The sequence below is a fragment of the Psychroserpens sp. genome (assembly GCF_047633235.1).
Taxonomy (GTDB): Bacteria; Bacteroidota; Bacteroidia; order Flavobacteriales; family Flavobacteriaceae; genus Psychroserpens.
In genome coordinates this window covers 1-15124 of record NZ_JBLIET010000055.1, presented here as the reverse complement: position 1 = coordinate 15124, position 15124 = coordinate 1, and the positions used below count along the sequence as shown (strand labels likewise).

Annotated in this window: 16 protein-coding genes; 13 read left to right on the top strand and 3 right to left on the bottom strand. The window is 34.2% G+C overall.

Going from position 1 to position 15124, the window contains the following annotated elements; translation table 11 throughout:
- The first annotated feature begins 150 nt into the window (after positions 1-150).
- Complete coding sequence (locus ACJAZK_RS13275; RefSeq protein WP_415224431.1) at positions 151-513, top strand: CoA-binding protein; 363 nt, start codon at positions 151-153, stop codon at positions 511-513.
- Here the strand turns inward: ACJAZK_RS13275 and ACJAZK_RS13270 are convergent.
- Positions 490-1926: a sodium:solute symporter gene (locus tag ACJAZK_RS13270; RefSeq protein WP_415224430.1), complete on the bottom strand. Its 1437-nt coding sequence runs from the start codon at positions 1924-1926 to the stop codon at positions 490-492. The genes ACJAZK_RS13275 and ACJAZK_RS13270 overlap by 24 nt on opposite strands.
- Before the next feature lie 160 nt (positions 1927-2086).
- Between ACJAZK_RS13270 and ACJAZK_RS13265 the strand changes: the two genes are divergently transcribed.
- From ACJAZK_RS13265 to ACJAZK_RS13250, 4 genes are all read left to right on the top strand, one after another.
- Positions 2087-4606, top strand: coding sequence for a VPS10 domain-containing protein (locus ACJAZK_RS13265; protein WP_415224429.1), 2520 nt, complete (start codon positions 2087-2089; stop codon positions 4604-4606).
- A 102-nt stretch (positions 4607-4708) separates the two neighbouring features.
- Positions 4709-5326 carry a recombination mediator RecR gene (recR, locus tag ACJAZK_RS13260; RefSeq protein ID WP_415224428.1) on the top strand — a complete coding sequence of 206 codons (618 nt, stop codon included), beginning with the start codon at positions 4709-4711 and terminating at the stop codon, positions 5324-5326.
- A gap of 7 nt (positions 5327-5333) precedes the next feature.
- A complete protein-coding gene (locus ACJAZK_RS13255) occupies positions 5334-6440 on the top strand; it encodes a glycosyltransferase family 2 protein (RefSeq protein WP_415224427.1) in 1107 nt (368 codons plus the stop codon).
- A gap of 80 nt (positions 6441-6520) precedes the next feature.
- Entirely contained in the window at positions 6521-7858 is a 1338-nt protein-coding gene (locus ACJAZK_RS13250) for a dihydrolipoamide acetyltransferase family protein (RefSeq protein ID WP_415224426.1), read from the top strand.
- Between the two features lie 84 nt (positions 7859-7942).
- Here the strand turns inward: ACJAZK_RS13250 and ACJAZK_RS13245 are convergent, their stop codons facing one another.
- The gene (locus ACJAZK_RS13245; RefSeq protein WP_415224425.1) at positions 7943-9130 is read right to left on the bottom strand and encodes a DUF1624 domain-containing protein; all 1188 of its coding nucleotides are present in this window, start codon (positions 9128-9130) and stop codon (positions 7943-7945) included.
- A gap of 353 nt (positions 9131-9483) precedes the next feature.
- Positions 9484-10032 (bottom strand): glutaredoxin domain-containing protein, encoded by a 549-nt coding sequence (locus tag ACJAZK_RS13240; protein ID WP_415224424.1) that lies wholly within the window; start codon positions 10030-10032, stop codon positions 9484-9486.
- Between the two features lie 158 nt (positions 10033-10190).
- Here ACJAZK_RS13240 and ACJAZK_RS13235 point away from each other — a divergent pair, with 158 nt between their 5' ends.
- From ACJAZK_RS13235 to ftsY, 8 genes are all read left to right on the top strand, one after another.
- Entirely contained in the window at positions 10191-10967 is a 777-nt protein-coding gene (locus ACJAZK_RS13235) for an exonuclease domain-containing protein (RefSeq protein ID WP_415224423.1), read from the top strand.
- 67 nt (positions 10968-11034) lie between these two features.
- Positions 11035-11646: a fumarylacetoacetate hydrolase family protein gene (locus ACJAZK_RS13230; protein ID WP_415224422.1), complete on the top strand. Its 612-nt coding sequence runs from the start codon at positions 11035-11037 to the stop codon at positions 11644-11646.
- Entirely contained in the window at positions 11646-11987 is a 342-nt protein-coding gene (locus ACJAZK_RS13225; RefSeq protein ID WP_415224421.1) for an Hpt domain-containing protein, read from the top strand. Before ACJAZK_RS13230 ends, ACJAZK_RS13225 begins: the two co-directional genes overlap by 1 nt.
- A complete protein-coding gene (locus tag ACJAZK_RS13220; RefSeq protein ID WP_415224420.1) occupies positions 11987-13234 on the top strand; it encodes a competence/damage-inducible protein A in 1248 nt (415 codons plus the stop codon). The genes ACJAZK_RS13225 and ACJAZK_RS13220 overlap by 1 nt, the downstream gene beginning before the upstream one ends.
- A 115-nt stretch (positions 13235-13349) precedes the next feature.
- Positions 13350-13586: a 50S ribosomal protein L28 gene (rpmB, locus tag ACJAZK_RS13215; RefSeq protein WP_028872791.1), complete on the top strand. Its 237-nt coding sequence runs from the start codon at positions 13350-13352 to the stop codon at positions 13584-13586.
- Positions 13587-13613: 27 nt separating this feature from the next.
- A complete protein-coding gene (gene rpmG, locus ACJAZK_RS13210) occupies positions 13614-13796 on the top strand; it encodes a 50S ribosomal protein L33 (protein WP_028872792.1) in 183 nt (60 codons plus the stop codon).
- A gap of 48 nt (positions 13797-13844) precedes the next feature.
- Complete coding sequence (locus ACJAZK_RS13205; RefSeq protein ID WP_084142326.1) at positions 13845-13997, top strand: DUF4295 domain-containing protein; 153 nt, start codon at positions 13845-13847, stop codon at positions 13995-13997.
- Between the two features lie 142 nt (positions 13998-14139).
- Positions 14140-15114, top strand: coding sequence for a signal recognition particle-docking protein FtsY (gene ftsY, locus ACJAZK_RS13200; RefSeq protein WP_415224419.1), 975 nt, complete (start codon positions 14140-14142; stop codon positions 15112-15114).
- Positions 15115-15124: the final 10 nt, after the last annotated feature.

The window sequence follows — 15124 nt, the reverse complement described above, 5'->3', positions numbered from 1 at the left end:
ATTGATTGATTGATTGATTTAAACGGGTTGTTATTTTATAGACGATGGTTTCCTTGTATTGTTACTGCTTTTAATATTCTTAACTTGATTTTAACATTCTGGAGGCTATATTCTAATTTGTAGTCTTAAGTTTGTTGTAAATACAATGATATGAGTAAGAAAACTTTGGTTATTGGCGCTTCTTTAAAACTTGAGCGCTATTCTAATATTGTAATTAATAAATTGACCAACTACAACCATGATGTTATTGCTTTTGGCTTAAGAGAAGGTCAAGTTGCAGGGATAGACATAGATACTCATTTAATCCCTTATAAGGATATTGATACAGTGACTTTATATCTTAACCCTGAACGTCAAAAGGAGTATTATGAATATATCATTGGACTCCATCCAAAGCGTGTTATTTTTAATCCAGGAACAGAGAATCCTGAGTTTCAAAATATATTGAAACAAGAGGGGATCTATTTTGAAGAGTCTTGTACTTTAGTATTATTGTCTACGAATCAATACTAAACCTGAGAAGGTTAAGAATCCGTTTAAAATCAAAATAAAGAAACCAAACTCAAAACCAAACCATTTTAAGCTATTTACACTTATTAGATACGATAAAATAGGAGATAATATAGCAATTATTGGCACGAGCTTATCTTTAACGTTCCATTTAGTAAAAAGTCCAAAAGCATAGAGGCCTAGTAATGGTCCATAAGTATATCCTGCAAATACAAAGAGTTTTTGAATCACACTTTCATCTTGTACGATATATTTAAATCCTATAATTACTAAAATAAGTACTACAGAAATGGCAATGTGAATTCGTTTTCTAATAGTGACTTGCTTTTCTTCGGAATATTTTTTCTCAATATCCAAGATGTCAATACTAAAAGAAGTTGTTAATGATGTCAAAGCACTATCTGCACTGCTGTATGCAGCAGCGATTAAGCCTAATAAGAAAAACACAAATACCGTGGTGCCTAAATGGTTTTTGGCTAAAATTGGAAATAAATCATCTTTATGGGCATCAATACCGTTTTGTTGCGCATAGACAGTAAGCAAAAGTCCTAAGCTTAAGAACACAAAGTTTACGACAGTGAGAACAATAGTAAACCAAAACATATTTTTTTGCGCATCTTTTAATGAGCGACAAGTAAGATTTTTCTGCATCATATCTTGATCTAATCCTGTCATTACAATAGCTATAAATGCGCCAGAGATAAACTGTTTCCAGAAATAGTTTGCAGATTTATAATCCTCAAAAAAGAAGACTTTAGAGAGGTCACTATCTAGAACATACGTTAAAATATTTCCGCCTTGAATATTTAGAGAATCACTTACAAAATAAATACCTACACCAACTGCTATGAGCATAAATAACGTTTGTAGAGTATCTGTCCAAACGATAGTCTTTATGCCAGATTTAAAAGTGTATAACCATATTAGTAAAACCGTAATAGTAACGGTTTGCCAGAAACGAACCCCTAAATCATCAAATAATATGATTTGTAAAACATTTGCGACGAGATATAATCTAAAACTAGCACCAATAATTCTCGAAATTAAAAAGAAAGAAGCGCCTGTTTTATAAGCGTAATTTCCAAATCTAGTTTCTAAATACGTGTAGATGGAAGTAAGGTTTAATCTGTAATACAAAGGAAGAAGGACTGTTCCAATAACCAAATATCCAATAATGTAGCCAAGTACAACTTGCATATAGCTAAATTGAGATGCTTCAATCCAGCCTGGAACAGAAATAAATGTGACACCAGAGAGTGACGCGCCTATCATTCCAAAAGCGACGACGTACCATGGTGATTGTTTGTCAGCTTTAAAAAAAGCTGTATTTCCAGATGATTTTCCTGTGAGATAAGAAATAAGAATCAGTACACTAAAATAGGCTAGTATGAGTAAAATGATGACATTCGTCGACATATAGGGTGTTTTAACAGGGTTTTATTTGAAATGTCTTACCTTAGTAAAAAAATTGTAAACAATATTAAGTAATTTCTAATGAATTATGCGCTTTTCTCAATTGGAGATTAGTGCTATAAAATATTTATAATTGTTCAACTCAAATTAATTAATATTTAAAATGAAAACTAATTACCTACTACCTGTATTTTTATTGTCTGTTTGTACTGTATTCTCTCAAGATTACAAGCAGATGATTTCTGAAGGAACGCACACAGTTCAAGATGTTCAAATAGTTGCTGAAGCGCATTTTGATCAAGTAGGTACAGCCCGCGGTAGAGGGTTTAAGCCATATAAACGTTGGGAGTATCAAGCGTTACGTCAAATGAACGAAAACGGAATGTTACCATCTCCAGATTTTTATTTCACAGAGTTAGAAAACTACAATAGCTATCTAAATGAGAGCTACTCTTCAGCAAGAACTGCAGTTGGGTCATGGGAGCAATTGGGACCAGAATCTTGGAATGCAACTAGCGGTTGGAATCCTGGAGTTGGACGAATAACTTCGGTAGCAATAGAGCTTACTAATCCTAATCATATCATTGCTGGTGCAAATACAGGAGGCGTTTGGAAATCTACAGATGCCGGTTTAAGCTGGACAGTTTTGACAGATAATTTATCAAACCTTAACGTCTCTTCTTTAACTATACATCCAACAATTAATACAACGTATTATTGGGGTTCTACTAGTGGTACTATTTTTATGTCTACTGATAGCGGAGCAACATGGAACTTATTAGCAGATACAGGAAATGGAGATGTCAATAAAATCCTTATTGATCCTTCAAATACAAATAAAATGTACTGTTCAGTGCAGAGTGGAGGGCTCTATAAATCTACAGATGCAGGAGTAAATTGGACTAAAATATTGCCCGTAATACCAACAGGTTATGATTTAGAGTTTAAACCAGACGGACTTTATAGTACAATTTATGCAACAGGAAATGATTTTTTCGTTTCAACTAATTCTGGTGATACATGGACTGGGCTTACAGGATTTGGTAATGGACCAAAAATGATTGGAGTTTCAGAAAACAATCCAGAAATGGTGTATGTCTTAGAAGCAGATAATGGATCTTTTGGAAATTTATATAAGTCTATAAACTCTTCAGTGTCGTTTACAACGCTGAGTCATACTGGTAAAAATTATTTTGGTTATAGTTCTGATTCACAGGACCCCGGTGATGTTGGTGTTGGGCAAGCGCCAAGGGATATGGATATTGCCGTGAATCCTTTAGATGCATTTGATGTACATATAGCAGGTGTTAATTCTTGGAGGTCAACAGATGGAGGGCTAAATTTTTCTATTACATCACAATGGACACCTGGAAATGCGAATGGTCAAAATATTGGGTACTGTCATGCAGATATTGATATTTTAGAATTTGTTGGAACTCCTATAGACGGTTATAAATTATATGTTGGTAGTGATGGCGGCCTTTTTGTTGCTGAAAACCCTACTGTTGTAAATAGTCAATATTATAAAGATTTAACTACAGGAATGGGTATTCGTCAATTCTATAAAATAGGAATTAGTCAAACAAACCCTGTTGTTGCTACTGGGGGATCACAAGATAATGGTTCATCAGTAATGAATGTTAATGGAGATTGGACAGATTGGTTAGGAGCAGATGGTATGGAAGGTTTTATTGATAAGGATAACTCTGATATTATTTACGGTACCTCTCAATTTGGAACCCTTTATAAATCATTTAATGGTGGTTTGAGTATATCTGGTATAAGTAGTCCAGATGGAAAATCGGGAAACTGGGTAACACCATTTGAACAAGACCCTATTTTACCCAATGTGATTTATGCAGGTTATGATGAGGTTTATAAATCTACAAATGGAGGTAATAGTTGGATAAGCGTATCTCAAGATTTTGGACCAAATATTAACCATTTAAAAATAGCACCTTCTTCTAGTAATTATCAATTTGCTGCAAGAGGTTCAAATTTATATAGAAACTCATTTGTTGGCACAGTGGCAACTTGGAGTTCTATTAGTGGGTTTTCAGGATCTATAAACTCAATTGCAATACATCCTACAAATCCAAACAAGGTGGCCATAGCTACAACGGGAGCTCAGCGAGTTTACGTGTCTTCAAATGGAGGTAACAGCTGGACGTCTTACAAACTTAATTTGCCAAACTTTAGTGCTCAAGCATTGGCTTGGGGTAATAACGAGGAAAATGGTTTATATCTAGGTATGGATTACGGAGTTTATTATATTGATGATACCTTTACAGAGTGGCAACCTTTTAGTAACGGGTTACCAAATGTTAATATTAGTGAATTGGAAGTCAATACAGTTGATGGTAAATTATATGCAGGAACTTATGGTCGGGGGCTTTGGGCTTCAGAGTTGTTCGATGCGACATTAAGTGTAGATGAGTTTGCATTAGACTCTTTTGTAGTCTATCCAAATCCAGCAAAAAACCAAGTCACCTTGCAATGGGATAAGACAGATTTAGTATCAGTAAGAGTATTCGATGCGCTTGGTAAACTTATGTATTTCACCAAAAACATCGATATTTCTCAACCTACAAAATTAGATGTTTCTAATTATGCTTCTGGTATTTATTTCATTAAAATTAATAACCCTACTGGCTTTGTAACTAAGAAATTAATTATAGAATAATTTTAAATTCTCAAAAATAAAAGAGCCGCCATTTGTTTTATAATGGTGGTTTTTTCATGTAAAGCCATTTGAAATTGCTTTACATATTGTAAATTCGCAACTATGGAATTTTCTTCTAAATTACTAGAAAACGCAGTCAATGAAATGTCACAATTACCAGGTATTGGTAAACGTACAGCATTGCGTTTAGTATTACATTTGTTACGACAGCCAAAGGAGCAAACACTTGATTTTACTAAGGCATTAAATACAATGCGGACTGAAATAAAATTATGTAAAAGCTGTCATAATATAAGTGATACAGATATATGTGATATTTGTGCAAATCCAAATCGCACCGAAAATATTGTATGTGTCGTTGAGGATATTAGAGATGTTATGGCTATTGAAAATACAAGCTCATTTAAAGGGTTATACCACGTTTTAGGTGGGAAAATATCACCCATGGATGGTGTAGGTCCTAATGAGTTAAATATTTATTCTTTGGTAGAAAAGGTTAAGCAAGGTGCAATTACAGAACTTATTTTTGCGCTTGGTTCTACAATGGAAGGGGATACCACCAATTTTTATATCTATAAACAAATTCAAGGTTGTGACGTAAAAACATCTACGATTGCTCGAGGGATTTCAGTAGGAAATGAACTTGAATACACAGACGAAGTCACTCTTGGTAGAAGTATTATTAATAGAATCCCATTTGAGGCGTCTTTAAAATCGTAACTAACCTTTGAAACTATCTGTCATCATATTAAATTACAATGTGCGCCATTTCTTGGAGCTTTGTATTAAAAGTGTTGAGGAAGCTTTAATTTATATTGATTCTGAAATCATCGTCATTGATAATTTATCTAAAGATGATAGCTGTGCCATGGTAAAACGCCAATTTCCAAAGATAAAATTAATAGAGAATTCTGAAAACTACGGATTCTCAAAAGGTAATAATATAGCAGTAAAGCAGGCCAAAGGTCAGTATATATGTATTCTTAACCCAGATACTGTCGTCGCTGAAGATACGTTTGTGACCTTACTAAAATTTTCCGAAGAGAAAAAAAATATAGGCATCGTAGGGTGTCGATTAATAGATGGTCAAGGGCGATTTTTACCAGAAAGCAAGCGTCAAGTTCCAACACCAACCGTCGCCATTAAAAAAATGTTAGGATTGACCAGTTCATATTACGCAAAAGAACTCAATGAGAACAGTATTGGTCCAGTAACCGTATTTGTAGGTGCTTTTATGTTTCTTCGTAAGTCGGTTTATGAAGAGGTTAAAGGTTTTGATGAAGATTATTTTATGTATGGTGAAGATATAGATTTGTCTTATAAAATAAATCAAGCAGGTTATGACAATATGTATTATGGTGCAGCGTCTATAATACATTATAAGGGAGAAAGCACTTTAAAAGATCAAGTGTATGCGAAACGCTTTTATGGAGCGATGCAGATTTTTTATTCTAAGCATTTTAAATCTAATACTGCATTTGATGCATTAGTGTGGTTAGGTATAAAATTGGTACCATTGTTTCAGAACTCCTTAAATCATAAAATAAAGAAGAATAAGAATTATGTTTTGTTGTCTTCGGAAATTAATAAACACCTAGCGCAGACTTTGAAACATCAATTAATCTTGCAATCAAGTATGGAGGAATACAAAGATGATACGGAGTATATTTTAGATAATAATCATCTTAGTTTCAGGTCAATTATCGAAATCATTTCGAATACACCTAAAAATTGTAGCGCTACCTTCAAAATTCTACCAAAAAATTCTAACTTTATCCTCGGAAGCAATAGCTCTAAAAGTAGAGGAGCCATTATATCTTTTGATAATAATTAATTGAAATAATCGCAACAAATGTGTTGATTTTTAATTAATTTTGCAACCAACTAACAAAATATAGACGCTAGATTACAGATATGGCAAAATTTGAACTAAAGCTTCCTAAAATGGGAGAGAGTGTTGCAGAGGCAACAATAACATCTTGGTTGAAGAATATTGGTGATACTATTGACGTTGATGAAGCAGTTTTTGAAATTGCTACAGATAAAGTTGATAGCGAAGTGCCAAGTGAAGTAGAGGGTGTTTTGATAGAGCAGCTATTTGAAGTTGATGATGTTGTTCAAGTAGGACAAACTATTGCTATAATTGAAATTAGTGGAGAAAATGGAGGGTCAACAACAGCAACCAAATCTGAACCAATAAAAGAAGTTACGCCAGAGCCTATTGCAGCTGCTGAGGTAGCCAAAACGGTTACAGCAGCTAAAGAATCTACAGCTCCAGTAGCGAGTTCAGGTGATCGTTTTTATTCACCATTAGTTAGAAACATCGCTAAACAAGAAGCAATTTCTCAAGTAGAATTGGATGGTATAACTGGATCAGGAAAAGATGGTCGCGTTACTAAAAACGATATTCTTGTACACCTAGATAATCGAAAATTGCAACCAGCACCTACTAAAGAAGTTATTCAAGATACTCCAAAAGCTACACCAGCTCCAGCAAAAGTAGTAGAGCATAAAAAAGAAGCTGCACCTATTGTTGCTAGTGGAGACGATGAAATTATAGAAATGACTAGAATGGGCAAATTGGTGGCGCATCACATGGTTCAATCTGTACAAACATCAGCTCATGTTCAGAGTTTTATTGAAGCAGATGTAACTAAAATATGGAATTGGAGAAAAAAGGTGAAAGATGACTTCTATAAAAGAGAAGGTGAAAACCTAACCTTTACACCAATCTTCATGGAAGCAGTTGCAAAAGCATTGCGTGACTTTCCAATGATGAATATTTCATTGCAAGGGGATACGATAATTAAGAAAAAACATATCAACTTAGGTATGGCAGCAGCTTTAGGAAACGGTAATTTAATTGTGCCAGTGATAAAAGACGCAGATCAATTAAACTTAGTTGGGATGACTAAAAAAGTGAATGATTTGGCTGGTCGTGCAAGAGATAATAAGTTAAAACCAGACGATATCGCTGGAGGAACATATACCGTTACAAATGTTGGTACCTTCGGCAGTATTATGGGAACACCAATTATTAATCAGCCACAAGTTGGGATTCTAGCTTTAGGTGCGATTAGAAAAGTGCCTGCGGTTGTTGAGACTCCGGAAGGCGATTTTATTGGAATTAGATATAGAATGTTCTTATCACACTCTTATGATCATCGTGTTGTCAATGGTGCGCTTGGTGGCCAGTTTGTGAAAGCTGTTAAAGACTATTTAGAGGCTTGGGATTCTAATAGAGAGATTTAATACTTCTCCTGTAAATACAGGAGATTATGGATACAAAAAAGCACAATCCTTGGATTGTGCTTTTTCTTTTTGCAGTATTGAAATTTATAAATAACTCAACCACCATTTGTCTTTATTATTGGCTTTGTATTTCATGTACATGTTGCATAGTGGGTAGAGCATAATAACTACAGCTATCCAAACAACATAAGTGACCCATAAGTCAAAACCTTTATTAGCTAGAAAGCCACTATTAAATCGCTGAGGTGTAAATATTAATTCCTTCCAGTTTTCGCCTAAAAGGCTAAGCCCTATAAACCCTATTAGATGAATAAGGTATAAATGTATAAGGTAGTAGAAAAACGGAACGCGACCTATCACGACCAAAAAATTAGTGCACCAATTTTTGATAGATTCAATAGCGTATAAAAAAAGCATTGCTGGACCAAGTGTCATCAATGTATATAATAATGATGGTGGATATTTAGTGGTGTTTAAAAATGATATCAATGCATATATGCCGCCTTTTTGATCACTCCAAGGTGTCAGATTTCCGTAGATGTTAATATATCGAAGGCCTATAAATAGGGCAACAGCTCCTAGTCCAAGATAGAGTAGCCATTTTTTACGGACTTTGACATCAAAGTCTCGCTTGTAAAAATGGCCAAAGCAGTAGCCTAGAATCATAATACCTAACCAAGGCAAAAAGGGATAAGCTATTAACAATGTACTTTCTCCATTATTGAACTCTGGAAAACCTTGTTGATGTATGAAATACCATAGTATGGATAGCGGGTTATTACCTTGCATTGTAATACCATCTAAAAGATTATGACCAATGAGAATTATAAAACCAAGTACTAACAGTGTTTTTTTGTGCAGATAAATTAATGCAGCCATAAACATCATACAAATACCAATGGCCCAAATTACTTGAAAAATATGCAGACCTAAACCAATATCAAAAGTCCAGGCAAAATTGACAACAGTTAATTCTATAAAGACCAGCCATAGTCCGCGAGTGAACAAAAACTTCGCTAGATTTTTTTTTGAAGATTGTTTAGAACCATATAAAAAGGCTGAAGTCCCAGCTAAGAACACGAAAACAGGAGCACAAAAATGAGTAATCCATCTCGTGAAAAAAAGTGCTGGAGTTGTGGTATCCATATTTGATGGATCACTGTAAAGATAACCAGTGTTAGTATAATCTCTCACGTGGTCTAATGCCATTACGATCATAACGAGGCCTCTTAAAAGATCAATAGATTCAATACGATTGGATTTGATTTTCATAATGGTATGTGACTTAGTTACTGTTAGCTAGCGAGTTATGATTAATAATGGGCGTAAGGTCGTTTTTTAATTTGAGAATGCGAAACCTAGATTTATATCGACTAAAAACATAATTCTAAAATTATATCTTCCTTTAAGACCTGTTTAATCATCTCATTTTCAATATGATCTTCCAAATTTTGTTAAATAGGTTGTTATTATGATGATTCGTTTTAGTGCTATAGCTGCCACTAACTATGGTTTGGGTAGCTGTGCAGAAGCACCCGTTTTTAACTGGTCTCTAATGAGGTTTCGTTGGCTTTTATCCTCTTTTTTTTTAGTGAAGATCAATTTGAATTTGAATAATAATATATTTATTCAAAGTATACTTTTAAAATCTCAATGAATTTCTTGCGACTATCAACATTGGTATAAATTTGATCTTCAATTTTTAGAATTGGAAATTTAAGATCCTGGAGTGATGAGATATCGAGTTCAGATTTTAAAGACTCAGAAACTTCGATGTTAGTTTCAAGATTGTAGTTCTCAAAATTAAAAGCATTGTCTTCAAGAATCTCGATGGCTTGATTGCATAACTCACAATTTGAGTTTGAATACATCAAAATAGTCTTTTCCAATTTAGCAGCATTAATTTTAAGATTAAATTGATCATGAGTTTTTCTCATTGTTAAACTGGTAGTTACTTCATTAACAATAAATGTCGTATCATAACGACCTTCCTTGCCATCTAATACAATAAGCGTTTTTAATAGCAGTGTTGAGTTGCCTGGAATTTCTTTTAATACAGGACGCTTACTTGTTCTTCTATAGTCTTTTGTGGTCACACGTAAAAAAACAGCATATGGAATTGAATCTGTGTTTTTTGCAAATAACTGTAGACGTTTACCTGATTTTTTTTCCACTAATGTCACGTATGGATTGCTGCTTATTTGTGAAAAACAAGCAAGAGGGAGCATTAAATAAAAAATACTAACTAAAGTAAGGCGCATAATCTCTGATAATAATTGAATAAAATTAATCAAATTTAAAAGTATATTTGTAAAAATATGAATATTAAAAGATGCAACTTAATTTAAATAAACCCATCTGTTTTTTTGATTTAGAAACAACAGGAATTAATATCACGAACGACAGAATCGTTGAAATTTCTATATTGAAAGTTCACCCTAACGGAAAAGAAGAAACGTATACAAAACGTGTAAACCCAACAGTTCCTATACCACCGGAAGTGACATTAGTTCATGGGATCTCTGATGAAGATATTGCAGATGCACCAACCTTCAAAGACATTTCAAAAGAGGTGTATCAAATGATAAAGGATTGTGATTTAGGAGGTTTTAATTCTAACCGCTTTGATATCCCTGTGCTAGCAGAAGAAATGCTGCGTTCAGAAGTGGATTTTGATATGAAAAACATGCAGTCTATTGATGTTCAAACCATTTTTCATAAAATGGAGCAACGTACCTTGAGTGCAGCTTATAAGTTTTATTGTGATAAAAACCTAGAAGATGCCCATAGCGCAGAAGCGGATACTTTGGCAACTTATGAAGTATTGAAAGCGCAGTTGGATAGGTATGCAGAATTGGAAAATGATTCTAATTTTTTAGCAGAATTTAGTTCGCGTAAGAAATTTGCAGATTTTGCGGGATTCATCATCTATAATAAAGAGGGTATTGAGTGTTTTTCCTTCGGAAAGCATAAAGGGAAACTAGTGACAGAGGTTTTAGATAAAGAGCCAGGTTATTTTGGATGGTTACTTAATGCAGATTTTCCTTTGTATACTAAAAAGGTTTTAACTGCGATTAAGTTAAGAGCTTTCAATAATAAGCTAAGTTAAATCCAGAATATACATTTGAGTGAGCTTTGCGCATTTGAGCCTTTGCGATAAAAAACAAGCAATACTAATGAAGTTAATTTGCATAGGTCGTAACTACACAGACCATATAAAAGAATTAGAAAACGAAAAACCAACAGATCCAGTTGTGTTTTTAAAACCTGATACGTCTATTCTACTAAAGAAACAGCCTTTTTTTATCCCAGACTTCTCAGATGATGTGCATCATGAGGTTGAAGTTCTAGTAAAAATCAATAAAGTAGGAAAACATATCGCTAAGAAGTTTGCTCATAAATATTATGACGACATTGGATTAGGAATCGACTTTACGGCACGTGATGTGCAAGCGCAGTTAAAAGCGAAAGGACTGCCATGGGAGAAAGCAAAGGCTTTTGATGGTGCAGCAGTTATAGGCGAGTGGCTTCCGAAGAAAGATTTTAACGACATCAATAACCTTGGTTTTAGTTTGAAAAAGAATGAAGAGATTGTTCAAAAGGGAAATACGAGCTTAATGCTATGGAAAATTGATGAAATTATAGAATATGTCTCAAAATATTTTACTTTAAAGATTGGAGATATTATATTTACCGGAACACCCGCAGGAGTTGGCAAAGTAATTGCCAATGATCGTTTAAAAGGATTTATAGAAGACAAACAATTGTTTTCAATTACAGTTAAATAATGGAACAACATTACAAATTACATAGAGTAAAGGAATTGGCAGATAATGATATGGAATTCATCAAAGCGCTTGCAGAAGCCTTTTTAGGAGAAGTGCCAGAGGATGCAGAACGACTCAAAAAAGCAGTAGCCGAAAGTGATTATTACAATACTTACCAGGCAGCTCACAAAATGAAACCAACCATAGATCTATTTGAACTTGGTGTATTAGAGGACCTTATTGTAGTTCAAGACTGGGGGAAATTGGAGAAAGCAGGAGAGGACTGTTCTCGCGAATTAGAATTGGTTTTAGCTGCAGTAAGTCAAGCAAGTGCAGAAATTAAAGAAGATTTCGATTTATAATGATAGCAGAAATTATTACCATTGGTGATGAAATTCTCATTGGCCAAATTGTTGATTCAAATTCAGCATTTATAGCAAAACAACTTAATAAAATTGGTGTTTCAGTATATCAAATTACATCTGTTCAAGATGATCGAACCCATATCTTAAAAGCCTTTTCTGAAGCAGAATCTAATGCAGATATTGTCATTATTACAGGAGGTTTAGGGCCAACAAAAGACGATATTACTAAAAAAACGATAGCAGATTATTTTGGCGATACCTTAAAGGAAGATATTTCAGTAAGAAAAAATATTGAGCATTTATGGGAAGCTTATGTCAAGAGGCCTGTAATGCAAGTTAATCTAGATCAAGCATTAGTGCCATCAAAGGCTGATGTTTTGATGAATAAATACGGAAGCGCTCCAGGCATGTGGTTAGAAAGGAATAATACGGTTTTTATTTCGCTGCCAGGTGTTCCATATGAGATGAAAGCACTCATTGATGACGAGGTTATTCCAAAATTAAGAGCCCGCTTTAAATTTCCTTACATACAGCACAAAACCTTTTTAACCTACGGTTTAGGTGAGAGTTCATTGGCTGAGCGTATTGAGAAATTTGAGGATGAATTACCAGACTTTATCAAATTAGCATACTTGCCAAGCTTAGGTCGCGTTAGATTGAGACTGTCGGCAAAAGGAAATGATAAGTTAGTTATTCAAGCCGAAATGGAAAAGCAAATCCAATTATTATTGCCTCAAATAGAAGATATATTTGCAGGTTATGAGGAAGATTTGTCTATAGAAGCTATTATTGGTACGCATCTTACTGAGCAACGAAAAACTATAGCAACAGCAGAAAGTTGTACTGGCGGATTATTGGCAGAACGTTTTACTGCAAATGCAGGAGCCTCAAAATATTTTAAGGGAAGCATTGTAAGCTATACGAAAGAGGCAAAGGTTAATGTGCTTAAAGTGTCCGAAGACCTAATTGATCAATATACTGTCGTAAGCGGAGAGGTTGCAGAAGCTATGGCAAAAAATGTATTGCAGTTGTTTGATACAGACTTTGCGATCGCAACAACAGGTAATGCTGGGCCAACAACAGATGATACTGCAGAAGGTTTAGGAATCGTATATATTGCTATCGCTACCAAAAATGATGTGTATTCTGAAAAATTTAGTTTTGGAAATCATCGTGTTAAAGTCATTAATAAAGCTGCAAATAAAGCCTTTGAAATGGTACAGAAAGAAATTTTAAAAAAGTAACAGTTTTAGTTTGCCTGTATTGCAAAGTTTTATTAAATTTGCACCCTGTTTAAAAATATCCATAAGCGATATTAGAGGATAGGTACAGTATAACATCATATAAAGTTAGAAAGAAATGTCAAGAGTTTGTGAACTTACTGGAAAGAAAGCGATGGTTGGAAACAACGTATCTCACGCGATGAATAAAACAAAGCGTAAATTCAACGCGAATTTAATCAAAAAGCGTTTTTATATTCCAGAACAAAATGAGTGGGTAACTTTAAAGGTATCGACTTCAGCATTAAAAACCATCAATAAAATTGGTATTGCTGCTGCAATAAAAGAAGCGAAGTCCAAAGGATTTTTAAAATAATAGCGTAACGCGTTAAATTCACGTACAATGGCAAAAAGAGGAAATAGAATACAGGTTATATTAGAATGTACAGAGCACAAGGAGTCTGGTCAACCAGGAACATCTCGTTACATTACTACAAAAAACAAGAAGAATACGCCAGATAGAATGGAAATTAAGAAATTTAATTCTGTTCTAAAACGTATGACACTTCACAAAGAGATAAAATAATAATTCGAATTTTTCTTAGGAAAAATTTAAATAACACCCATAACAGTCATGGCAAAGAAAACAGTAGCATCATTACAAACCTCTTCCAAGAGGCTTACAAAAGCGATCAAAATGGTAAAATCACCAAAAACGGGAGCTTACATGTTTGTGGAGTCAGTAATGGCACCAGAATTTGTTGATGGTTTTTTAAACAAGAAATAAATTAAACATTTTATGTTTGATTATGAACTGCTCTCATGTTTGAAAGCAGTTTTTTTATGTCTATATTTGAGCAAGACGTGACAAAATAGCAGATATTTTTTAGGTTTGACATTTGACTAGAACTTGTAAATATGTACAACGAATGAGTTTTTTTAAAAAAATATTTTCTTCGGAAAAAAAAGAAACCCTTGATAAGGGGTTAGAGCAATCTAAAACATCGTTTTTCTCAAAATTAAATAAAGCAGTAGCGGGTAAATCTAAAGTTGATGATGACGTTTTAGATAATTTAGAGGAAATTTTAGTGTCCAGTGATGTTGGAGTTAATACCACATTAAAAGTTATTGGACGCATTGAAGAACGTGTCTCCAAGGACAAATATTTAGGAACTTCAGAATTAAATACCATTTTACGTGAAGAAATTGCTGGATTGTTATCTGAAACTAATTCTGGTGAAGAGACTGAGTATGTAATTCCAAAGTTACCAAAACAAGCCGATGGTTCAAAAACACCTTATGTTTTGATGGTCGTGGGTGTTAATGGTGTTGGTAAAACAACTACGATTGGAAAACTAGCCTATCAATTTAAAAAGAAAGGGTTTAAAGTGGTCTTAGGGGCTGCAGACACCTTTAGAGCTGCGGCAATAGATCAACTTCAAGTTTGGGCAGATCGCGTTGATGTACCCATGATACGACAGGATATGGGAAGTGATCCAGCAAGTGTTGCTTTTGATGCTTTGCAATCTGGAGTAAACCAAGATGCAGATGTTATTATTATAGATACTGCAGGACGTTTACATAATAAGGTGAATTTAATGAACGAGCTCACCAAAGTAAAACGTGTCATGCAAAAAGTGATTGGTGATGCACCTCACGATGTTTTATTAGTATTAGATGGTTCGACTGGACAAAATGCATTTGAGCAAGCTAAACAATTTACTGCAGCTACAGAGGTTACTTCTTTAGCAGTTACCAAACTCGATGGTACTGCGAAAGGTGGCGTTGTAATTGGTATTAGTGACCAGTTTAAAATACCAGTGAAATACATTGGTGTAGGAGAAGGGATTGAAGATTTACAGGTGTTTAATAAATATGAATTTGTGGATAGTTTCTTTAATTAACGTATTTTAA

Excerpts from the sequence above, each read along its gene's own strand:
- ACJAZK_RS13250 (WP_415224426.1), top strand. The coding sequence starts at position 6,521 with ATGGCAAAATTTGAACTAAAGCTTCCTAAAATGGGAGAGAGTGTTGCA.
- ACJAZK_RS13205 (WP_084142326.1), top strand. The coding sequence starts at position 13,845 with ATGGCAAAGAAAACAGTAGCATCATTACAAACCTCTTCCAAGAGGCTT.
- ACJAZK_RS13275 (WP_415224431.1), top strand. The coding sequence starts at position 151 with ATGAGTAAGAAAACTTTGGTTATTGGCGCTTCTTTAAAACTTGAGCGC.
- ACJAZK_RS13230 (WP_415224422.1), top strand. The coding sequence starts at position 11,035 with ATGAAGTTAATTTGCATAGGTCGTAACTACACAGACCATATAAAAGAA.
- rpmB (WP_028872791.1), top strand. The coding sequence starts at position 13,350 with ATGTCAAGAGTTTGTGAACTTACTGGAAAGAAAGCGATGGTTGGAAAC.
- ftsY (WP_415224419.1), top strand. The coding sequence starts at position 14,140 with ATGAGTTTTTTTAAAAAAATATTTTCTTCGGAAAAAAAAGAAACCCTT.
- ACJAZK_RS13270 (WP_415224430.1), bottom strand. The coding sequence starts at position 1,926 with ATGTCGACGAATGTCATCATTTTACTCATACTAGCCTATTTTAGTGTA.
- ACJAZK_RS13235 (WP_415224423.1), top strand. The coding sequence starts at position 10,191 with ATGCAACTTAATTTAAATAAACCCATCTGTTTTTTTGATTTAGAAACA.
- ACJAZK_RS13225 (WP_415224421.1), top strand. The coding sequence starts at position 11,646 with ATGGAACAACATTACAAATTACATAGAGTAAAGGAATTGGCAGATAAT.
- ACJAZK_RS13220 (WP_415224420.1), top strand. The coding sequence starts at position 11,987 with ATGATAGCAGAAATTATTACCATTGGTGATGAAATTCTCATTGGCCAA.
- ACJAZK_RS13245 (WP_415224425.1), bottom strand. The coding sequence starts at position 9,130 with ATGAAAATCAAATCCAATCGTATTGAATCTATTGATCTTTTAAGAGGC.
- recR (WP_415224428.1), top strand. The coding sequence starts at position 4,709 with ATGGAATTTTCTTCTAAATTACTAGAAAACGCAGTCAATGAAATGTCA.
- ACJAZK_RS13265 (WP_415224429.1), top strand. The coding sequence starts at position 2,087 with ATGAAAACTAATTACCTACTACCTGTATTTTTATTGTCTGTTTGTACT.
- rpmG (WP_028872792.1), top strand. The coding sequence starts at position 13,614 with ATGGCAAAAAGAGGAAATAGAATACAGGTTATATTAGAATGTACAGAG.